Source organism: Paenibacillus sp. FA6, from assembly GCF_051550225.1.
Lineage (GTDB): Bacteria > Bacillota > Bacilli > Paenibacillales > Paenibacillaceae > Paenibacillus_AQ.
In genome coordinates this window covers 50,248-72,654 of sequence record NZ_CP188820.1, presented here as the reverse complement: position 1 = coordinate 72,654, position 22,407 = coordinate 50,248, and the positions used below count along the sequence as shown (strand labels likewise).

The 22,407-nt window shown below is 39.8% G+C and carries 21 protein-coding genes; 5 read left to right on the top strand and 16 right to left on the bottom strand.

Annotated elements, in window-relative coordinates; all coding sequences use genetic code 11:
- Positions 1-437 precede the first annotated feature (437 nt).
- The 12 genes from ACP8HI_RS00420 to ACP8HI_RS00365 all read right to left on the bottom strand — a co-directional run bounded on the left by ACP8HI_RS00420 (position 438) and on the right by ACP8HI_RS00365 (position 13,969).
- Positions 438-2,249, bottom strand: a complete 1,812-nt coding sequence (locus tag ACP8HI_RS00420) for a hypothetical protein (RefSeq protein ID WP_438349199.1) — start codon at positions 2,247-2,249, stop codon at positions 438-440.
- Between the two features lie 265 nt (positions 2,250-2,514).
- The gene (locus ACP8HI_RS00415; RefSeq protein WP_438349198.1) at positions 2,515-2,958 is read right to left on the bottom strand and encodes a hypothetical protein; all 444 of its coding nucleotides are present in this window, start codon (positions 2,956-2,958) and stop codon (positions 2,515-2,517) included.
- Between the two features lie 13 nt (positions 2,959-2,971).
- Complete coding sequence (locus ACP8HI_RS00410) at positions 2,972-3,514, bottom strand: hypothetical protein (RefSeq protein ID WP_438349197.1); 543 nt, start codon at positions 3,512-3,514, stop codon at positions 2,972-2,974.
- 542 nt (positions 3,515-4,056) lie between these two features.
- Positions 4,057-4,413 carry a hypothetical protein gene (locus ACP8HI_RS00405; protein ID WP_438349196.1) on the bottom strand — a complete coding sequence of 119 codons (357 nt, stop codon included), beginning with the start codon at positions 4,411-4,413 and terminating at the stop codon, positions 4,057-4,059.
- 27 nt (positions 4,414-4,440) lie between these two features.
- Positions 4,441-4,653, bottom strand: a complete 213-nt coding sequence (locus ACP8HI_RS00400) for a DUF3006 domain-containing protein (RefSeq protein ID WP_438349195.1) — start codon at positions 4,651-4,653, stop codon at positions 4,441-4,443.
- Positions 4,654-4,671: 18 nt separating this feature from the next.
- Positions 4,672-4,770 (bottom strand): excalibur calcium-binding domain-containing protein, encoded by a 99-nt coding sequence (locus tag ACP8HI_RS00395; protein ID WP_438349194.1) that lies wholly within the window; start codon positions 4,768-4,770, stop codon positions 4,672-4,674.
- Positions 4,771-5,215: 445 nt separating this feature from the next.
- Positions 5,216-6,169, bottom strand: a complete 954-nt coding sequence (locus ACP8HI_RS00390; RefSeq protein WP_438349193.1) for a tyrosine-type recombinase/integrase — start codon at positions 6,167-6,169, stop codon at positions 5,216-5,218.
- Positions 6,170-6,329: 160 nt separating this feature from the next.
- Entirely contained in the window at positions 6,330-7,868 is a 1,539-nt protein-coding gene (gene guaA / locus ACP8HI_RS00385) for a glutamine-hydrolyzing GMP synthase (protein ID WP_438349192.1), read from the bottom strand.
- A gap of 73 nt (positions 7,869-7,941) precedes the next feature.
- Positions 7,942-10,242 carry a transglutaminaseTgpA domain-containing protein gene (locus ACP8HI_RS00380; protein ID WP_438349191.1) on the bottom strand — a complete coding sequence of 767 codons (2,301 nt, stop codon included), beginning with the start codon at positions 10,240-10,242 and terminating at the stop codon, positions 7,942-7,944.
- Positions 10,202-11,500 carry a DUF58 domain-containing protein gene (locus ACP8HI_RS00375; RefSeq protein WP_438349190.1) on the bottom strand — a complete coding sequence of 433 codons (1,299 nt, stop codon included), beginning with the start codon at positions 11,498-11,500 and terminating at the stop codon, positions 10,202-10,204. The genes ACP8HI_RS00380 and ACP8HI_RS00375 overlap by 41 nt, the downstream gene beginning before the upstream one ends.
- Positions 11,497-12,468 carry an AAA family ATPase gene (locus ACP8HI_RS00370; protein WP_438349189.1) on the bottom strand — a complete coding sequence of 324 codons (972 nt, stop codon included), beginning with the start codon at positions 12,466-12,468 and terminating at the stop codon, positions 11,497-11,499. The genes ACP8HI_RS00375 and ACP8HI_RS00370 overlap by 4 nt, the downstream gene beginning before the upstream one ends.
- Positions 12,469-12,622: 154 nt before the next feature.
- Positions 12,623-13,969, bottom strand: a complete 1,347-nt coding sequence (locus ACP8HI_RS00365) for a polysaccharide deacetylase (protein WP_438349188.1) — start codon at positions 13,967-13,969, stop codon at positions 12,623-12,625.
- Positions 13,970-14,087: 118 nt separating this feature from the next.
- Here ACP8HI_RS00365 and ACP8HI_RS00360 point away from each other — a divergent pair, with 118 nt between their 5' ends.
- The 3 genes from ACP8HI_RS00360 (at position 14,088) to clpP (ending at position 16,245) form a co-directional block, all read left to right on the top strand.
- Positions 14,088-14,735, top strand: a complete 648-nt coding sequence (locus tag ACP8HI_RS00360; RefSeq protein ID WP_438351658.1) for a DedA family protein — start codon at positions 14,088-14,090, stop codon at positions 14,733-14,735.
- A gap of 141 nt (positions 14,736-14,876) precedes the next feature.
- The gene (locus ACP8HI_RS00355; protein WP_438349187.1) at positions 14,877-15,566 is read left to right on the top strand and encodes a sigma-70 family RNA polymerase sigma factor; all 690 of its coding nucleotides are present in this window, start codon (positions 14,877-14,879) and stop codon (positions 15,564-15,566) included.
- A 94-nt stretch (positions 15,567-15,660) separates the two neighbouring features.
- Positions 15,661-16,245, top strand: coding sequence for an ATP-dependent Clp endopeptidase proteolytic subunit ClpP (gene clpP, locus ACP8HI_RS00350; RefSeq protein WP_438349186.1), 585 nt, complete (start codon positions 15,661-15,663; stop codon positions 16,243-16,245).
- A gap of 483 nt (positions 16,246-16,728) precedes the next feature.
- Here the strand turns inward: clpP and bcp are convergent, their stop codons facing one another.
- Positions 16,729-17,196 (bottom strand): thioredoxin-dependent thiol peroxidase, encoded by a 468-nt coding sequence (bcp, locus tag ACP8HI_RS00345; protein WP_438349185.1) that lies wholly within the window; start codon positions 17,194-17,196, stop codon positions 16,729-16,731.
- Between the two features lie 141 nt (positions 17,197-17,337).
- Here bcp and ACP8HI_RS00340 point away from each other — a divergent pair, with 141 nt between their 5' ends.
- A complete protein-coding gene (locus ACP8HI_RS00340; RefSeq protein ID WP_438349184.1) occupies positions 17,338-18,348 on the top strand; it encodes an LCP family protein in 1,011 nt (336 codons plus the stop codon).
- An 18-nt stretch (positions 18,349-18,366) separates the two neighbouring features.
- Positions 18,367-19,671: a glutamate-1-semialdehyde 2,1-aminomutase gene (locus ACP8HI_RS00335; protein ID WP_438351657.1), complete on the top strand. Its 1,305-nt coding sequence runs from the start codon at positions 18,367-18,369 to the stop codon at positions 19,669-19,671.
- Positions 19,672-19,779: 108 nt separating this feature from the next.
- Here the strand turns inward: ACP8HI_RS00335 and ACP8HI_RS00330 are convergent, their stop codons facing one another.
- The 3 genes from ACP8HI_RS00330 to ACP8HI_RS00320 are packed head-to-tail and all read right to left on the bottom strand — an operon-like array spanning position 19,780 to position 22,406.
- Positions 19,780-20,175, bottom strand: coding sequence for a sensory rhodopsin transducer (locus tag ACP8HI_RS00330; protein ID WP_438349183.1), 396 nt, complete (start codon positions 20,173-20,175; stop codon positions 19,780-19,782).
- Positions 20,176-20,190: 15 nt separating this feature from the next.
- Positions 20,191-21,225 (bottom strand): glycoside hydrolase family 88/105 protein, encoded by a 1,035-nt coding sequence (locus ACP8HI_RS00325; RefSeq protein WP_438349182.1) that lies wholly within the window; start codon positions 21,223-21,225, stop codon positions 20,191-20,193.
- Between the two features lie 44 nt (positions 21,226-21,269).
- Positions 21,270-22,406 (bottom strand): rhamnogalacturonan acetylesterase, encoded by a 1,137-nt coding sequence (locus ACP8HI_RS00320; RefSeq protein ID WP_438349181.1) that lies wholly within the window; start codon positions 22,404-22,406, stop codon positions 21,270-21,272.
- Position 22,407 lies beyond the last annotated feature (1 nt).

The following is a 22,407-nucleotide window of genomic DNA, read 5'->3' as shown; positions in this document are numbered from 1 at the left end:
TGAGGGGGTGTGGGGGTGGTGCGGCAGGTACTTTATTCACTTTGTTTTGTGAGCGTAGCGAGTCAGAACAAAGTGAATACAAGTAGTTGGTTCTAGCATCCCCACTTTTGTTGATTGAAGCGAAACTATATATTTTAATATTTCCCTATGTAGACCCCTAGCTTCGCTACGGTGTTGCTCACGCAGACCTTGCTTCGCAAAGCCTTTGTGGGAACGAAAAAGCTTCGCTGTTTCCGCTCCATAATCGTTCGCTTACGCTCACTGGGATTCTTCACGTTTTTAGGCTAAAACTATGCCATAACTTTTTTGAAAATCTTTATATAAATCTAATAATATTACTATACTTTATGACCAAGTCATCATCGTATCTATATAATAATAAAGAAATGATTACTTGATCCGTTTATTATTTTCTATTTGTTTATATTAAAATTCATTCACATCGTCACATCGCTATCTTTTTTATCAGGATCAATTAGCTTTTCAATTTGCTTATTATGAATCTTTAGAATACCGAGTCCGAGTCTATTTTCAGTAATAGGTAACAACGATTGAACCCTTGCGTCTGTTAATACTCTGTTAAAGTTGTTTGTAATTCCAATCGCTTCAGATATATCCTTCTTTTTATACATTCCTTTAGGCAAACCGTATACGTAATCCACAAATTTATCAATTATATCTCTTTTTTTATCACCTTTACCTTTTTGTACAAAGTCCATATCCATGGATTTAACATTGTCAGTGCCTTTGATTTGGCTCAGTACCATAGACACGATCTGTGGGTCTCCATTAACTAAAAAGAACTCACCCTGTGGTCTTTCATTTCGTTGGATTCGTTTAATACTTTGATAAATTCCTGATGATATATAGCCAATCTGTACAGCCTTAAATTCGTCATTCTTGAATCTGCCAAGTTGAATATCAGTTGATTTCTTACCCAAATCAGATTGCTTATACATCATATAATGGATTAGATATTGCTCATAGGGTATGTTCGGTGTGCCAATAATCCAACATTGAGTGAAATTGGAATATTCATTTTTCCCTATAAGATTTCCAAACCAGTTGATTGCAAAATTTTCACCATTATAGTCATCACCAATGCCTATTTTCGTTATTTCTGCTTTGTAAAGCTGTTCTAATATGGCTTTGTAATTTTCCTTATGGCAAAGGATTAGCGTCTGATCGTGGGGCTTATGGTTAGATTTAATCTTTTCACAAATTTCAGGATTGAATTTACTTTGATTATCTTGTAAGTTACTTTTACTTGAATTAAATTTGATGATTGTGAACTGTGAATTGCTGTGGTCAACAATTCTTTCCTGTCCAACAAGATTAAAGTTACCAAGTTTATAAATCCCATCAATCCCTGCACTAGCATCAAGAATAATATTATTTTTCAAACCCCATAATTTATGATTTCTATTGAACGTAGATATGTTGCCACCATTATAAAGACATTTGGTTGAATACCACTGTTCTAATCCTGCCATAAATTCTTTTAATTTGTTTTTGTGTTTCATGTTCCTTTCATTTTCAATATTCACTTCCATATGCTTCTTAAAATTCCCAAGTGTTTTAGGGTGAATCCTTGGTTCACAACGTACTACCTTGTTCTTGTTCTTCTCAATCTCTTGCTTATTTAGTTCCTTTAAAAGCCCACTACACACTTTATCATATTCCTGTTGAACGCCTGTATGGAGTAGAGAACGAGTCTCATCATACGTGATTTTAGAAAATGTATAGATAGGGAATTGTATTTTTTCGTCAATGATTAGCACTTCTCTATTTTCCATAAATGCTTGTCTATATTTATCATCAAGACATAAGTTCTTATACCTCTGGTGGCTGATAATAAGGACACGAATATCTTTTAGCTTATCGAGATTAAATTGCCACTCAGACCAATTTTCGAACGTTATGCCTAACACATTAGTATGAAGTCCTTTATTGTGTTTTTCTAGTTGGTTCACGCTTTGCTCTATGTCAATTCTAAAGTTACGAACAATTAAGAAGGACAACGAATTATCCCAATCATCAAGAATTGAATCAATAATTTTTAGTGTGTGTAAACTCTTTCCCAGTCCTGCTTCTAGGCTGAATACACTAAAAGAAGTTTCATCTGCATTTGTTTGTGTAATCGTTTCCCTCAATTTCTTAATTTTGCTCAGATACAGATCGCCATATTCCTTCGCATAATTATCGTCAATAAAATCGTCCTCATATAGTCCTAGTTCGTCGTTATCCACAAAAATATTGTTCAAATCTATCAAAACCCTCTCATGTATATCTTGTTAGTTGCTTTAGACTAAATGATGGCAATCAATAATTCCCATTAATTCTAGTTTCATTTTGAATGTCCAGATACAATTAGTTTGCTGAAAATGACACTTGATAGCACCCTACCTTATTGCCATAATACCTCTATGGGTATAAGGCTCGATCATACGAGTCTTGTATTACACAAAAAAAGGAGTTTCTATACTCATGTTACCCCAACAATGTCTAACCACATTATACATGTTTAGTCAGTGTTAATGGTTTGTCTCTTATAATAAACGGCTTTATAATTTCCTTACCACCTATATAAGTGAATGGGATTGGTTCTATACCATAAATCCCTTCATCACATAGATCAATGTTACATTCATCTTCTCTGATATGATGAATAATTGAATCAGTATCGAACAATATAGTAATATCAGATTCAGATTTAGAGATTTTAGATTTGTAGATTGGCATATCTATAATACCAACATTGGGTAGATCGATTTGCTCAATAAGTCCATTGCCATCGTTAGTACGTTCATTGAAAACCTTTATACCTATCAGATTGTCGGAGCCGTCGTAAAGGAGACCGCACCTCACATCTGAAATTAATTTACCAACCTTTTCATATCTCTCAGAAGATTTTAGATAAATATACATAATTGCATTATCTTCAATTGTTATTTGCATTAATATTCCTCCTTTAACATCTGGATAAATCATCATCACCACTTACAATTTTGAATAAATACTCTAATTCAATTACTGCTTTATTACCTTTTTCCTTAAATGCTTTTGTAAGAGTTTTATATACTCTATCAGGATAAAACGCATCTTGATAATTCAGGAATGGCTTTTTAGTATTTATAAAATACAATTCACATAGCAATCTATCTATCCAACACTCAATGTAATAGGCTTTAAAGGAATAATAGAATCTATAGAAGTGTTCATCTGCAATTGAACCGCCAACTTTACCATAAAACTTTTGATAAATTCTATAATGCAATTCATGTGCTTGACCAATATTTCGTAGAAACCCTTTTCTATTATAAAAGAAATATACTCCACCTTTTTTCTTGGTAATATCACTCAAATATTCTGCACTAACATCAAATTTCAATCGCTTTGCATTCTTAATGTAAAAACTAAGTTTTCTATTTTTTTTGCTCAACTCGTAATGCTCCCATTTCTCTTTATCTGTTTGCAAAACAACGTCATCATTAGATGCAAACACTAATTTCATAGTTTCATATAACTCCTCTCTTAAAATTCTTATAAAAAAAGTATTGCTATTACCTATCTATTATGATATATTTATTATGTATGGTAATATTTATTTAATAATATGTAAAATACAATCATAAGCTATTAACATATACTTGTCTACAATAAATTTAGAGGGCATACTTCGCCCTCTTTTTTGTGTTCATGCTCTTCATTTGATTGTGAACTGATAATCCGCAAATGCTCAATATTACTTTCATCCTCAGGGACAAACACCTTAGTGTTGAGTTTTTTGATAGTGAGTTTAAGACGTTATCTTTATTCGACTATACATCTGTTCGTTGATATCTTTAAAACATTAAAGTAATATAATAAGACAAGAGGACAAGTACACAATGCGTTGGGCTAATCTTCTTTATTCAAAAAAAGTAATCCTTCACTTGGTTAGGGTGGGGCGGATTACTTTTTCTTTTGTCATCGCTCTATAATAAATCTACTACATATATCCTCAGCTCCTGAATAGATGAAACCATTCCGTCCTCAATATAAACATATTCCTTATTAGTTAATTCTTGCTGACAAATGATAGTACGCTGAAGAGTCCAAAATGAAATCCCTCAGTTTTACTTTAATCATTTTAACAACAGCTTCATACACCTTGATTTGAGTGTCATTTTTATATTCAATATCAATCGAATCCAACAACATCAAATCCAGTTCTTTTGTAATGGCAGTCAAAACATAAGAAAATTCCGCTTCGATCTCAAGTTTAACCTCGGTTTCTATTAAATATTGGTCAAAAGTATGATCTTCATCTACCTCAAGGAAATCAATGACATCGTTGAAATACTTAGTGTTGAACTCATTATAGAAATCATTAAGAAATCTACGGTAAGCAATTGATGAACTAAAATCCATAACAGCACTCCTAATCATATTGATTGATTAATCTTCCCACACATCATTCATAAGCTTCTTAATATGCTGTTCTCGTTGTTTAGTCTCTGTTGCATCAGTAGTCCATACTCCATTCACAAAAACAACGACATCTCCAGCTTTGACGGATACATCTACCTCTGATTTATTAACGTCCTTTGTTTGACCATCAATCTCGATTATCACATAATTCCCTTCGAATCTATCAACGATTCCCTTCATTGAATTACTTCCTAAATATTACTCACAACCTACTCCGTCACCGTCTCGGTCTAATTTTGAACAACCAACATCCCCCTCATGTAATAGAGCCTTCCTGCTTCTCTCATAGCCGTGCAATTATAATAGATGACTGATTGCTTGGTTAGGACTGCCCACAACCTTAGAAGTGGTTACTGGAGCTTGTGTACACATTCTGTGATGCTGTGATCTTATAACCTTCAGATGTAATGTATAGGGGGACTTACAAATCTAATTGTTCTGAGACACTCCTAGCATCGAACAAAAAAATAAATATACTATTAAAAATACCCCTATCATCACGATAGAGGTTGTTTATTGTATCACAATGTCATTTTAAAGGCTTTGAGCTTATCCCTTACGCATTATTACACTCCATTAGATAAAGTGTCAGCCAAGTAGATGTAGACGCTTAAAGCCCAAAATAGAGTCTCTCAGGCGCATACAATTAATCCCCTTCATCTATTTAATAAGGAATAGTATACACCAATCATTTTCATGACTAAAGTATTTACCAACGTACTGGTATCCATCAATATTAAGTTTAAATATCTTTGTTTATATTCTGTTTTATCTTCAACTCTTTTAATGGACTATGGACACGTCCTATCTCAAGTATGTCATCTTGCTCCAATCCCCTCAGATATTTCGAAGTAATCTGTGTATCGAAATGTCCCATTAGTCTACTCAAACTGTAAATGTCGATTCCATTTCTCAACTGCTTCTGTGCGAAGTAATGACGACAATCATGTGGAGAGCATCGGACTTCTTTTCTCACACCAGCATTATTACAATGTTCTTTCAAAATCTTATTAATACGTGATCGGGACAATCTTACAGCTAATTGATCTAGGAAATAGTAATCCTCAATTTCGTCCTGCTGTCTTTTTTTGAATCGTTCCAGCTTTAATACCTCGAATCTTCTCATGTACTTACGCATGATATTGCTGATGTACACCAAACGCTGTTTAGAACCTTTCCCATGAATCAGAATGTGTCTCCTAGCTATATCATTAATTTTAATGTCACATAGCTCAGAGACCCTTATACCAGTGTCAAAGAGCATTATAAGAATCAGCTTGTCACGAACATTGGAATACGTTTCTTCTTTGAGATCATTTATTATACGTGATACTTCATCGTCATTAAATGTGACAACGATTGTTTTCTCTTCCTTGAGATTTTTAATCCTTCTCATTGGATTTTCTTGTTCATCAATAAATTCTTCATCGACAAGATATTGAAAAAATACTTTCATAGTCGCTAAATTATTATTAATTGTTCTATTTACTTCTTTTCCGACACGTTGACGCTCCTGAATATATCTTTTGATATGAAGTGGTATAACTTCTTCAGCTTCAGTCACACCTAACACTCCAACAGTAAATTCCCCCCATCTATTCAATCGATACAAACAAATTTTGATATACTCCTTGGCTCGACCTTGTATTTCTTGATTTAATCTAAAATCATCAATAAGTTCATTTATTTTAGTCATAAAAAAATACCCCCTTCTATTTGCTAAACAACGCAGATAAAAGAGAGTAATTTTTTGCACTCAATTGTTGCAGGTGTACGCGGAATATCACCAATGATAATGCCATAAACCCTTATGTATCAGGGGTTTACAAGCGATTAATCTCATCGGCATTAACTTTCTATTCCCACTCAATCGTTGCAGGTGGCTTGGAGGTAATGTCATACACGATACGGTTAACATTATCTACTTCATTTACGATACGAACGGAGATTTTCTCAAGTATATCCCACGGAATACGAGCCCAATCAGCTGTCATACCATCGATTGAAGTAACTGCACGAATCCCTACTGTATAAGAATAGGTGCGAGCATCGCCCATGACACCTACACTCTTCATGTTAGGAAGGGCCGTAAAGTACTGCCAAATTTCACGATCTAATCCCGCTTTGGCAATTTCCTCACGCAGAATCCAATCGGAATCACGAACTATTTTCAATTTCTCATCTGTTACTTCACCAAGGACACGGATCGCAAGACCTGGACCTGGGAATGGTTGACGCCATACGATTTCTTCTGGCAATCCACATTCTTTACCGACTTTACGTACCTCATCCTTGAACAATGCGCTTAATGGTTCTACTAGCTCAAACTTAATATCATCAGGTAATCCACCGACATTATGATGTGATTTGATCGTTTGTGCAGTAGCTGTGCCGCTCTCTACGATATCTGTATAAAGAGTGCCTTGAGCTAAATATTTGAAGTCATCAAATTTATCAGACTCCTCCTGGAATACGTAAATAAATTCATTACCAATAATTTTACGTTTTTGCTCAGGATCATCTATACCTTTCAGTTTACCTAAGAAGCGCTCTTGAGCATCGACTTTTACAACCTTCATATCGAATTTGCCCACAAATGTTTCCATTACGCTTTCAGCTTCACCTTTACGAAGTAGACCATGATCGATGAACATACAAGTCAATTGATCGCCAATTGCTTTGTGCAATAGAATCGCAACAACGGAAGAATCTACGCCACCAGATAATGCGCATAGCACTTTCTCTTTACCAACTTGTCTCCGAATATCCGCAATCGTATTCTCTATAAAAGATTCCATCGTCCATTTACCTTCACATTGACACACTTCAAAAAGGAAGTTACGAATCATCTCGTTACCGTGCACAGAGTGTTGAACTTCTGGGTGAAACTGAACCGCATATAGATTTTTCTCAACGTTACTCATCGCTGCTATAGGTGCAGATTCAGTACCTGCATCCAAACGGAAGCCATTAGGAAGTTCCACAACGTGATCTCCATGACTCATCCACACCGTCTGCTTCAGTTCCAGACCTTTTAGAAGTTCAGTCTCTGTTTCGAATAGTAAATCTGCTTTTCCATATTCCCGCTTGGAAGAGCGCTCTACTTTTCCGTTCAACTGATGCGCCATAAGCTGCATACCATAGCAAATACCAAAGATCGGCAGATTCAGATCATAAATAGCAGGATCTACATGTGGTGCATTCTCTCCATAAACACTAGAAGGTCCACCTGAGAATATAATTCCCTTTGGAGAAAGCTCACGAATCTTCTCCATTGGTGTGTTGTAAGGTAACAACTCGCTATATACACCCAGGTCCCGGATGCGGCGTGCTATTAACTGATTGTATTGACCCCCGAAATCTAGGACTACAATCATTTCATTTGGTTTATTCATTATGTGCCTCCCTCAATTCATTGATGTTAATTATACGCAACGATAAATCATACCGTCAAGAAAGTTAGAACAGTTAGTTATACAGTGATTGAGCCAGTTGTGAGCATCGTTGCAAAAAGGTGATACTGTGTGCACGATTAAGGAATGTTTCATCATAAGCGATTACTTCCCATTGTTCAACAAACTGAAGTAATTCCTCCTGCAAATTCTCATCCTTAAGAGAATGGATATATTCTCTTGTTGTAGTCCCCATGGGTATTGGCCCAAATCGACGTCCGACCTCTGCCCAAACGACCCAAGCCGCTTTCAACAACTGTTCCTTCTGAGGAAACGTGCTTCGGGTAATGAAGCGTAGTCGCCATAGAAATAGGTTTCTGCGACTCCTCCAAACACTCCTGACACACGCTATCATTAGTATTGTCACAAAGATCAACCCTAGAACCCGATACCCTGATTCAGATATGATCATTCCTGCCTTCCGTAATGTCTTACCAAGGAATTGAACCGTGTTAGTATAGAAATCACCTACTGATTCCCTTATACCATCACCTTCTGTGTCATGATTAGCTACTATAGGAAGTTCTGAGTTCCCTTCCTGAATAGAGAATCCCGGAGTTGGATCGAACGGTATCCATCCCATTTGAGGAAAATACACCTCTACCCATGAATGAGCATTCAGCGATCTTACAACATATGTACTTTGACTACCACTCTTAAGCGTCCCAGGTGCATACCCTTTCACTAGTCGAGATGGAATACCTTGACTCCGAAGAAGAATAACCATCGATGTGGAGAAGTGATTGCAATATCCCATCTTGGTCTGGAACAAGAAATGATCAACAAAATCCTCATTTGCTGGAGGTACATTAGTATCGAGAGAATACTTATAATTGTTCTGCAAAAAGGACTCGACTGCGAGTGCCGTATCATATCGATTGATCGTGTTTGATGTTATTTCTTCACCCAGTTCTTTAATACGTAACGGAAGTTGTTCTGGCAATTGCAGATAACGTTGAGATACTGAATCAGGATCAGAACCAGTACTTTCGCGTAATGAATTCGCATTAATTACTGAAGGGGTGACTTCCACCTGATAACTCGTAACGGGACTTGATCCGGAGGCAGCTGGGTATTTTATCGTACCCGACATGTCATCATGTAACAAATACACTGGCCTTTCTCCGTTCATAGTCGTGATATTTAGAATCCGATCTACATCTCCTCCACTAAACAGCGGAAATTCATCTGTCATAGATGGATTAAATCTTATGGTCTGAACGATAGATTCTGTCTTTTCTTCTTTCGAGGAGATACTTTTGCGCAGTTGCGCCTTCATATCAATCGCATGAAAGTACACCTGTGGCTCAGCCCAACGGCGTCCATCATAATATCCGAAGGATTCTCCTCTCCAATAAGAAGGAATGGGTGATTCTGCTGTAAATACAATTTCATTTGAAGGTTTTAGAGGTATACCCATATCCCCCTCCCCTGCACCATACCCTGTCACAGCTGACTTTGAAGATGTTTGGTTCATCTTCATGCCTAACCACTCCTCTAATGTCGTCACACCAGATTGAACAACCTTTGTCTGAGCAGGCTCCACAGTGATGACTCTTCCCCCCAACCAAGCTATACCCACGGCGACTATAGTTACCATACAAACAGAAACAAACCACCCCACATAACGACGGTTACGAAGTGCATATGAATGTGATGATTGTTCACGGTGTCTAGATAAAGATAGGCCCCCAACAAGAACCATAAGGAGGAAGGCAGAACGGATGATATCTGCATACACGTCTAATCCAAGCACTGCTTCTAGACACAATAGATAGATTACAGTAGCCATAGCAAACAGCCCTATGCTTGAACGATCAAGAACTAGTGATTGTACCGTTGAAACGAGCAGACCCCATCCTATAATAAGGATCAATGTTCGGGTCTCAGCACTCACTGTCGAAAGGGTCCATTCCTGTATAACGGTCATTATATCCTGTTGTGCAATCGCCCCATAGGATAAGAAAGATTCAAGGCCTCTATCTTGTTCAAAAAGAAATACCCATGACCCAATCGTTAGGATTATATACAACGGAATACTTATCCGATGCTTCCAACGAAACATCCCCACAAGTAACAACAATGCTGTGAGACCATACAATACATTTATTAACGAAACACTTAAAGATCCGTCGTAAATAGATTGAAGCGGATACAACCATTCCGTTAACAAACCCATAAGTGGTATCGTTAGCAACATGCGATATAGAAGTGTATCCCCTTTTCGAGACTTTTGAAAAGAGCTATTGGTTCTGTGGGAAGTGACCACCATCGGATTATACATAACGCTGTCTGTGTTCTGTATAGGTACCATCATGGTTTGTTACCTCCTTACTTGAAACAGCATCCACAGTATATTTCAACCCTGAAGAAGCAACATTTAACCTAAATAACCTAACTCCAAGAGTGATGAGTGAATTAGCAAGCATGTCTTGGCTTATTCGTTCTGCCTCTGCTTCCTTGAAGGTTGTTAGCGAAGTAGGGGAATGAACTGAATAAATATCTAACTTTAATCCTTTATCCTGAATGCTTGCTACCGTCCGTGTAAGCTCCTTATCTAAACGTCCAGTAACGATAGTAAGTCTAGTTCCATGACGTAAACGGCTCGCCTCTTCCTCCAACACCTGAGATATTCTGTTTGTTCCATCTAAATCTATAACAGCAAGTGTGGTTAGGTTAGAGACGGATGAGACCGTCGGAGTGGACGGGAACCTGCTTCCGTTAATTAACTCTACTTGGATCCCCTCTTCATTTGCCGTCTGAAGCAGACCCGCAGCGATAGAAATGGCCCATTCAAATGAATCCCTTACAACGTCCTCTCCAGTCTTATTTCCAGATTCTGTAGCCATATAACTCCCTGGTGACTGATCCAGAATGATACATAGCTCATGATCCACTTCGTCCTCAGGGAGGCGGATCTGCAACCGTCCCAGCCGAGCTGAACTTTTCCAATGAACTCTACTCAGTGGATCTCCTGCGGTATAATCACGAACCTCTTGCCCCCAATGACTCGTCGGTCGGCGTTGCTGATATCCCTCAAGATCACCTTCCCCGATATCCTTGCTTGTCCATCCTTCTTCCAAAGAAATGACTGTAGGCAAAGGGAATACAATAATATTGTCTTCACAAGGTAATATGTGACTGTTCTTGAAATAACGAAATAGCCCACCCCATTCCACCTGGCAGCTTTGAAAAGTGAACATTCCTCTTGGAATGTTCTGTAGATAATACGTATAGGTAAAGGATCGACGCCAACCTGGAAATAACAGGTTGCTATAACTTCCTTCGGTGAAATAATCTGTGACACTCATCCATGGAAGTGGAAGAATAGATCGAAATTGAATATTCACCTCTACTTCAACTTCTGTTCCCATAGTTAGTCGTCCAGGATTAATATGTCGTTGTATCTCAATATGGTGAGCACCGAACAGTTGAAGGACAAGACCTCCCAATATAAAGGTCGCACTCAGCATGATCAAGAACCACACCGATGCCCCCCCATACCACTTAAATAACGCTACTAATGCTCCCGACCACGCAACAACAATCAGCCATTCTTGTAGCTTGACTCTCATGGTCGGCTCCCATTCCGACTTCGATTCGGAGACATACTGATTCTAGATAGCAGATCCAACACAATCTCTTCACCATTATCGCCCGCCATCAGGCTGTGCGGATGAATTATCATGCGATGGGAAAGCACAGCAATGGCAGTCTCTTTGATATCATCTGGCGTTACATACATTCTTCCATTCATATAGGCTGCTGCTTGTGAGGCCACCATCCAAGCCAACGTCCCACGTGGACTGATCCCAAGCTTAAGTTTAGGATGCCGACGAGAGGTATGCGCAATGGATACTAGCAATTGTTTGATAGAATCATCAACAAACACAGTTCTCACTTCCCTCTGCATTGCCTCCATTTCTTCTACCATAATCACAGGTTTCACCCGCTCCAGCGGATGGGTCATCTGCATCCGTGATAATAAATCCATCTCCTGCTCCGGGCTTGGGTATCCTAGACTGAGGCGCATAAGAAAGCGATCAAGCTGTGCTTCAGGTAACCGATATGTCCCTTCAAATTGAAGTGGATTCTGCGTTGCCATTAGAAAGAAGGGTCGCGGTAATGGATAGGTTGTACCATCAACAGTCACTTTCTTCTCCTCCATCGATTCCAGCAGAGCCGACTGTGTTCGTGGAGATGCACGGTTAATTTCATCTGCTAATACTACATTGGACAGGATGGGTCCTGGCCTAAATTCGAAATGACCACTTTTGGGATGATATACTGAAATACCTGTAATATCTGAAGGCATAAGGTCATATGTGAATTGAATACGTCCAAAAGATCCACCCATGCAGGCGGCAATAGCACGAACTAACATCGTTTTACCCACACCAGGTACATCCTCTAGAAGGACATGTCCACCACTTAACATCGATATCAGCACAAGGCGGATCCCAGACTCTTTGCCTACCATAACCGTACTTACTCTTGAGATCATTCTATCTAATAGCTCTGGCGCAATATCTTTGCGATTCATAGATGGAGTAGACAATATGATAACCTCTCTTCTCCTCATGGATTGATTTCCAAGAAATCTATCACTATTATTTCCATGAAAGAAGGATCATAGACATCCATTGAATTATTTTCATAGATTACGATGTTGAGCTGTTCTCTTTTTGAACTTCCTCTTACTTGTCTATTGTTGTTACTCGCCATTCTACTTTATTCATACTGACTGCGATCTGCGCATACCCTGAGGCCTGAAGTAATTCACGAAGCGGCACCCAAAGTGTATCCCCGCTTAACTGGACTGGTACATTCATTGTCCGTTCGACCTGATTCATTATACGATTATTGCTGATCCATTGACCTGTAACCACATTCATTTGAATGGATTCCATCCCCATATTCATCCTAACCAGCTTATTCTCGCCGTCCCATTCCACCTTAACGCCTAACTTTTCCATCGTTGCTCGAAGCGGAACCATTATTCTTCCTTCAGTGAGCCGATATTCTCCATATTTGAAATCCGTCTCCATTCTACCTATCTCCATCACCAAGCGTTTCCCTTTGGAGAAGAGCGTAGAATTAGGTGCAACATTTGTAGCCGTCCACTCTTGACTAGGTTGTTGACGTTTAAGAGCCCGTGCGCTCTCAGTAATTTTAAATTGAACCGGCTCAAGTTCCGGAGTCAGAATATCAAATTTATATCCTTTATCCCGATAGTAAGTAATAATTTCAGGAAGTGCCTTTACGGTCTCTTCATGCCCACTGCCATCATGCATCAATACAATAATCTGATCACTATGGATGTCCGTCGTCGCACCTTTAATAATCTCTTGGGCTGGAACACCTCTTCGCTTCGAATCACCACTATCCACATTCCAATCTACTACCTGATACCCACCTTGCTTCAATAGAGTGAAATAAGTATCATCGAAATGTCCTGCTGTTCCTCCAGGTGCCCTCACTAAGGATGGTCGGAAGCCTGTAATGAGACTAATCTCATCTTCAGTCTGTTTGATTTGGTTCCAAAATGGAGAGAATCCCTTATATAGCTCTTCGTAATTATGGTTATACGTGTGATTACCTAGAGCATGTCCTTCTTCCGTTATTCTCGTGATGAATTCAGGATAGCGATGGACTTGTTCACCTAATACAAAGAATGTCCCCTTAATGTTCGATTCTTTTAAAATATCAAGCACTTTACCTGTAAGTTTACTTGGTCCATCGTCAAATGTAAGATACACTGTTTTGGGTGGAAGTGATATTTTAGCCTCATTTTTTGTTGAAGACAGTAACTCTATGGTTGGGGAGCTAGTTATATGATAATTTATAGGTTTATGATCTGCCAAAGATGTTGATAGCCCCTTAGATAATGAGGATAGCGAACTTTTGTTATCAGCGAACGTTATATCAAGTGGTAGGACATGATCTTGCTGCAACTGCACTGATAGGATCACCACAGACATTAACATCATCATGAGCAGGACACGAATCTTGTGTTTATGAAGTATCAACCATTGTTTAATCATAAATTCAACCTCCACCATTTCTATGAAATGAACTTTTCTGATAGATTATATGGCGGAGTTTATAAAAAAAGACTAGAGTATTTATTTATAGTAGTAATTTATATGGAGAGTGAGTAAATTGGAATTACTTCGTTGGATTCATCTTCTTTTCGAGGAGCATGGTTATCTAGTATTGTTTATAGGCTTATTATTAGAATTCATCGCTCTTCCCTTTCCTGGGGAAACAACGATGGCCTACGCAGGTTATCTTTCCTATCTGGGTACGCTTCATTTTGGATGGCTTCTAATTCTATCCTTTCTGGGTACGACTATCGGTATAACTATCACCTATTTCATTGGTCTAAAAGCAGGTTTACCCTTTATAAACCGATTCGGGAAGTGGTTATTCCTATCTCCTCGCAAATTAGAAAAAACAAGAATATGGTTTAGTAAATACGGGCATGGTCTTATTTTTATCGGCTACTTTATTCCAGGTGTACGACATTTCACTGGGTATTTCTCCGGATTGAATGCTCTCCCCTTTCGTAAGTTTGCCTTATATGCCTATAGCGGCGCACTATTCTGGGTCATTCTCTTTCTGGGTCTCGGTAAAATATTCGGTCCACAATGGTCCGTCGTGTTCCATTTAGTAGAGTTATATTCTCTTTGGATCTTCTTAGCACTCGGTATTATCGTACTTATGTTGATCATCTATCGCTTCCGTGAAAAAGTGAGACACACTGTGTTCGTTAAAGAAAGCAAGAAAAAAGTTGAACGTTCATCATAGACTTTGCACATACTTAGGGAGCCTTACAGGGTATATATGTAAGGCTCCTTTTCACTTTATTTTATTATAAATAAATCGAGGGCGTATCTTTCCACCCTTCTCATACGTTATATAAATATAGGCCTTGAAGGAGTGATTAACATGTTAATCCAAAAAAAAATTGAAACACAAATTGAACTAAAGACACAATGTGAAGATCTATATACAATATTGCAAAAACACTGTCTCTCCATCACTAATAATCGTTGGGACGCTGACGATTTAACACAAGAGACCCTCGCTAAGACATTATCCTTCTATGCGTCTAAATGCGAACCCAATATCACCATGCCCCTACTGCGTACCATTGCGCGAAATTCATGGATTGACGAGTTGCGCAAAAAGTCTAAGTTACAGCTAGGGCCAATAGATGAATGTGGCCATGAAGATCAGAGCTCAGAAGATCTTCAAGAAGGGTTGGAACAGCTAATGGAGAGGTTAACTCCCAAGCAACTGTTAGCGTTCGTTATGAAGGAAGGCTTCATGTATTCATTGTCTGAGATCGCAAATAGACTACAGATCAAGGAAACAGCAGTCAAAGCACTCCTGTATCGGGCTCGCCAGAAATCCCAAGACCATCCCGGAGACTTTAGTCACCACTGGCTCAACATTTCTCGAGATTGGTTTAAAAACCGGCTGCTCCAAGCTGTTAAATATGAGAGTCCTACCGTTCTAGAAGAACTGATTATTGCCATTAGTGAACCAACCATACAGAAACGTGTAAACAAAGAATCCCGTTCACCGGTCTGCATAAAGTTTCAATCATTATCGCCAATCCAAATGGCAGCCTAAACTTTTGCTTACGATGTTAGTTTTTCTTCAAAAAACTTTAACACCCATGCTTTCGAAGTATTTTTGCTACGCAAAAATTTTAGGAGGGTCCAAAATGAGTATTATACCTTATGTTGTTGAGCAGACCTCTCACGGAGAGAGATCTTATGATATTTATTCTCGTCTACTGAAAGATCGCATTGTATTTCTAGGATCGGAGATTAACGACACTACGGCTAACAACATTGTTGCACAGCTTCTTTTTCTAGCAGCAGATGATCCTTACAAAGATATTTCTCTGTACATTAACAGTCCTGGTGGTTCCGTTACAGCTGCTTTCGCAGTATATGACACGATGCAATTTATCAAACCTGAAGTCAGAACTATATGCACAGGACTTGCTGCTTCCGCTGCATCATTACTGCTCTTAGCTGGACATAAAGGTAAACGACTTGCATTACAGCACAGCGAAATTATGATTCATCAACCTTTGGGCGGAGCACAAGGTCAAGCAACAGACATTGAAATAACCGCACGACGTATTCTAAAAATAAAGGATCAACTGAATTATTTATATGCTGAAAAGACTGGTCAATCCCTAGAGAAGATAAGAATGGATATGGAACGAGACTATTACTTATCTGCTGAAGAAGCTAAATCCTATGGGATTGTGGATGAAGTGGTGTGTTCCCCCTTGTAACATAAAAGATCAAAAAGCCAGCATCTTAAATCCCTAAGATGCTGGCTTTTTTTTAAATAAAAAGACCGAAAGATAAACACCTTATTTTCTTCAAAGTGTAAATCTCTCGGATTGCCCGTTCATCTATTACTCCCAGCTACTCTAGTCTCAATTAATGGAAATGCTTAAGCACACCCTTCATTTGTTTCACTTCATCCTGTGATATTTCTAATGCGGGTTTCGTTTTTTTGATGAAGAATGCTAAGAATAGAGCAACTACTGCTAACCCCGTGGCAATCATAAATGCTTCATTTTATATTCTCTAAATGTGAATTGTGACTATCACTCATGATTTACCTTTTTTATCCATGTAAATATAATCATATGGAAAAAAATTCATACGGCATTTCAAGGAAATTTCATAAGCAGATACACAAATTAGCTGAGCAGTGCTGCCATATAGGCATGTCAGCTGATCTGCTATCATACATTTGATATTAGTTATTACTCGGATTGTAGTGCTGCTAATACTTCTTCTGTATGTCCAGCTACTTTAACCTTACGCCATTCTCTCACAAGGATTCCTTTTTCATTAATAAGAAAAGTAGAGCGTACTATACCCATATACTCTTTCCCAAACAATTTCTTGAGCTGCCACACACCATAACTTTCGCTTACAGCGTGTTCCGTATCCGACAATAAAAGAAATGAGAGTTGATTACGTTCTACAAACTTCTGATGCGACTTTAATTCATCTGGGCTGATTCCAAGAATGACCGCACCCAAGTCTTCAATTGCTGAATTCGCATCTCGAAAGTTACAAGCCTCCTGCGTACAAGTGGGCGTCATATTCTTCGGATAAAAGTATAGCACAACCCTACGTCCGCGAAAGTCGCTAAGCGACACTGTTTCCCCATTTGAAGCCACAAGTGTAAATTCTGGCGCAACGCAGCCTAATTCCAATGATTCCATTTATAATCTTCCCCTTCATATGTCATTATTCTACACATTAAATTGATTGTATCAGCTAAAAAAATTATAATATAATAGATTGATTCCTTTGATGTCGAAAATTGTACTTATTACTTGAAGTTATTGAAAGGAAGAAGCTTCGTGACTAAGAAAACGAAAAGAACCATTTGGTGGGTTCTTGCTATTCTCATACTTGCAGCGATCAGTTACCCTGTATATTATTTCACATCTATTTACAATGGTCTAGAAGGATTGCAAAAGGAGGGAGATGTTTCTCCATTTAATCAATTGCAACAGGTTGAGGCCGCGGCACCAGAACCTCCCAAATGGGAAGGGACGGAACTCGTCAGTATTCTGATCATGGGTGTGGATGGTCGAGGCGTTTCGGATGGTGAGGTCCCCCGCTCAGACAGTATGATGGTCGCAACATTAGACCCTGTGCAGAAAAGCATCCATCTCTTTTCCATTTTGAGAGATACTTATGTCGAGATCCCTGATCACCAAAGTGACCGAATTAATTCAGCTATCACGCATGGTCCTAATACAGCTATGAAAGCCGTTAGCAATCTTCTGGGTATTCCCGTGCAGTATTATGTTTATACCGATTTTCAGGGATTTATTAAACTGGTCGATTCCATAGGCGGTGTTGATTTCTATGTGGAAAAGAATATGAAATATAGCAGTAAAGCTGATAAACACGAATATGATATCGACCTCAAAGAGGGTCAACAGCATCTCGATGGAGATATGGCGTTACAGTATGTCCGTTTCCGTCACGATGCCTTATCTGACTTCACTCGCACAGGGCGACAACGTGATTTCCTGAAGGCAGTCGCTGATAAAATGAAAAGTACAACTTCGATAATGAAGCTTCCATCCATTCTAGAACAGGTTAGTCCATTTGTTGACACTAACCTGGATATCAGTGATATGTGGAAACTAGCGAACATCGGATATCAGAGCAAGATGTCGGGCAGCGAACAAATTCCTCCAATGAATATGCTCGGTGAAGAAACCATTGGTGGTGCGTCTGTTATTACCGTGAAAAATTTAGAGAAGTTACAGCAATATGTACAAGACATTGTAAATCCGCCTGTTGTAGAAGTAGAGACTGTAACTGATAAAGAACAAGTTGGATCGATTACTGATTGAAAGGAAGTTTAGCAGATGATGAAACGTACACAATCCGAACAATTATATAACGAGGCTTTGAAGCATATTGTGGGTGGCGTTAATAGCCCATCCCGCTCTTTCAAAGCTGTCGGAGGAGGAGCGCCTGTCTTTATGAAACGGGCTAAGGGAGCTCATTTCTGGGATGCTGATGACAATAAATATATTGATTACCTTGCAGCATACGGACCGATTATTACTGGACATGCTCATCCCCATATTACCGCTGCGATAACTAAAGCAGCAGAGAATGGTGTACTGTATGGAGCTCCTACAGAATGGGAAATTCAACTCGCAATCATGTTGAAGGACGCTATCCCTTCTATGGATAAGGTTCGGTTCGTGAATTCTGGCACGGAAGCGGTTATGACAACCATTCGTGTTGCACGAGCTTACACGAAACGTAACAAAATCATTAAATTTGCTGGCTGTTACCACGGCCATTCAGACCTAGTCCTTGTAGCCGCAGGATCGGGGCCTTCCACATTAGGCATTCCAGACAGTGCTGGTATTCCACCAAGTATCGCTCAAGAAGTCATAACAGTGCCTTTTAACGACTTAGACGGACTTAAATCTGCCCTCGAACGTTGGGGCGATGATGTTGCAGCTGTTATGGTCGAGCCGATTGTAGGTAACTTTGGAATGGTTATGCCTCACGATGGCTTTCTAGAGGGGCTCTGCAAGATGACACATGATAATGGATCTCTCGTCATCTATGACGAAGTCATCACGGCTTTCCGCTTCCACTATGGATCAGCTCAGACCTTCGCAGATTTACACAATCATGATGCCATCGCACCCGATCTTACAGCTTTAGGTAAAATCATTGGTGGTGGTTTACCGATTGGTGCATACGGCGGTAGGAAGCATGTTATGGAACAAGTTGCTCCACTTGGACCTGCATATCAAGCCGGAACGATGGCAGGCAACCCTGCTTCAATTCTTTCAGGTATTGCTTGCTTGGAAGTTCTACATGCTGAGGGCGTATACGAAGAGATGAATCGTCTTGCAGTGAAGCTAACTAATGGTCTGCAGGCTTCGGCAGATCGTCATGGTATTCCACTCACTATTAACCAAATTCGTGGTTCCTTCTCTACCCATTTCTGTAATCATCCGATTACGAATTATGAAGAGGCTCAGAATACAGATGGAGAAATCTTCGCTTCATTCTTCCGCCATATGCTGAATCATGGCATCAATTTAGCTCCGTCTAAATACGAAGCATGGTTCCTTACCATAGCTCATACAGATGAAGATATCGAGCTGACCATAGATGCAGCGGAGAAGTCTTTCCGACTCATGTAACTGGCTCACGCTACTTGAACATTTGATACTCTAATGAAGCTGTTACTTTCATATATTTAAATAAGGCACTCCAAGTTTGTATTCTTGGAGTGCCTTTAACTTTTGATTTCACGATATAGGATGTGCCATCACACTCATCAGTGCTAACTCTGCTTGCGTTGAATCTAGCCGACTGTACTGCACGATAATCGGAATAGAACTCTTCACAAGAATGGCATAGGGCACACCTACAGGAATATGCTCTCCTACACTCTGTAATGAAGCTGTCCGAATATGCTTAGTACGGCGCGCTTCAACGATCTCAGTAATATTCTCAAGCGGTTCCCGATCTTCAAAATAAATCGTAATCTGGAGTTCCGCTGCCTCGTTCCCGGAATTCAGTACACAAATGCTCTCATGACTCTGTAATATCCCTTGACTTACCTCCGGAATGTACCCATCAGGTATGACCCAATGCTTACTTCCATGTCCTTCAGTATGTAACCCGCTTAATCGATTCATCATAAACACTCCTTGTTCTCAGCCGTATAAATTGTCCTTCGTCCGTAATAGTTCAGCAAGAAAAGATAACATTAATCCTTGACCCCAGCCCTGAATACGATTATATGGCACCTCACGATAACCTTGAATATCGTTCATGACTGCCGTACCTGCGGATACCTCGGTGACCGTTCCATCTTCCCTAATCCGTGCTAATAAACCATCGATCGCCTTCTGCGTGTATTTGTTATACAAGCGCCCTCTCATTAGAATGGCTGTTGCAATCCCTGCTGATCCTGACACTTCAAGATAAGAAGAGTCATCATCAAGAACGGTATGCCATAATCCTTCAGGAGACTGTAATCTAACAAGTGCACTCAATTGATCCCGAAGTGAGCCATCAATCATCATATAGGAAGGATGCGTTACTTCAACTAACTTCAAGGCCTTGGACATGGTCAGTGCTGCCCATGAATTCCCTCTTGCCCAGTACATGCCTGACATATGATTCTGGTCAAGATGATCCCATCCATGATAATACAGGTTCGTACCTGGGTCCTGAAGATATTTCTCATGTCCATGGTACTGCTTCAATCCATCTTCTATATAAGCCCTATTTCCTGTTAAATATCCGATGCGAAGCAGGTAATAGCCTGCCATGAACATCGTATCCACCCAAGCCTGCTCAGGGAATACATCATGGACTGAATTAACTGTATGTTGAAAGATCCCTTCGCCGAATCGTTCCGCTGTATGCATCAGAAACTCAGCCATTTCAATAGCGATATCTAGATATTTCTGCTCTTGAGTCGCTTCATACAGAGTTAGCATGGAATGTCCCACGGATACCCCGTTGACTGATAACTTCGGTAATCCATCTTCAATATTCTCATCCGCCCAACTCTTTAGACGTTCTAGGTATTCTACCTTGCCTGTTGCCTGATAGGCTTCACATATACCGTAGAATGCCACCCCTCCAGGCCAGTCCCAGTGGAAATCCATATTAAATGTTCGATCCACTACACGATCTATCACCTTAGCAATTTCCTGTTCATCAAATACTAATGCAGCCATGTTCTTTCCCCTCTTTCTCACCTTTTGAACTTCCTCTTACCTATTTAGCGTAAATACATCCGTAGGGGTTGCAAATCTAACTTACGGATCTGATCTATCACCTGTTCCGCTAGACGTAACGCTCCCCATTCTTGGAAGTGTGTGTTATCCTCTACACCCCCGGGATGATTCAAATATTCACCGGGATATGTCCACATGAAGTATTGTTTACTTCCCTCTATTCCCGCTTCCTCAAATATAATCTTACTATCTGCCGCCAAATCGATCAGCGGTACACCCTCTTCAACTGCCAGTTCCTTCATCGCTGTTATATACTCACCATGCGTGTCCGTAAGTACCCCGTCATTATTAAAATAACGCCTATGGACAGGAGTAATTAATACGGGACGAGCTTGCTTCTCCTTAGCAGCATCTATGTACACTTTCAGATGTTGCTTATACGTCGTAAAAGCTTCTGTTCCTCGATCGGGGTCACTTTTCTCATCATTATGGCCGAATTGAATGAAGAGGAAATCCCCTGCCCTCATTTTCTCCACAATAACGTCCAGTCTCCCCTCTTCAATAAAGCTACGCGAGCTACGCCCAGATTTCGCGTGGTTATCCACGAGCACATCATGCTTGAATAGTGCCGGAAGCATTTGTCCCCAACCTGCATATGGATAGCCCGTTGCCGGTTGATCCGTCACTGTCGAATCCCCAGCTAGAAATAATGTTAGCGTTTCTTCTGTTGGAGATATGGTCACAACATTGATACGTGGAGCTGCACCTGAGAATCTAAGTACTAACCTTCCATCATGAACAGCGACGGTGAACAACGCCACCTTGAACTGCCCTCGAATAGTCGAGATATATGGCAGTACCGATTTACTTTCACCTGCCTTAATGATGGTCAACGTATCTGCAAGCGCATCTCCAATCTCTACTGTAACGCGATATATTCCATCAGGAACCTTTACCACAAAGTTCATCCCCATAGGAATACAGAAGCTCTGTCGCAGATGTTCCCACCCTGAAGATTCCTCCTGTTGATCCATTCGATTTCGACCAAATACTTGACCATTGCCTTCGAATCCATATCCAGTTTCATCATCATATCGAGTATCAGGTGATACACCAATATAGGCTTCTGTTGGCATCCCAGGTCCGAAATCAAACGCCCATTCTTGATTGAGCCTACTCATT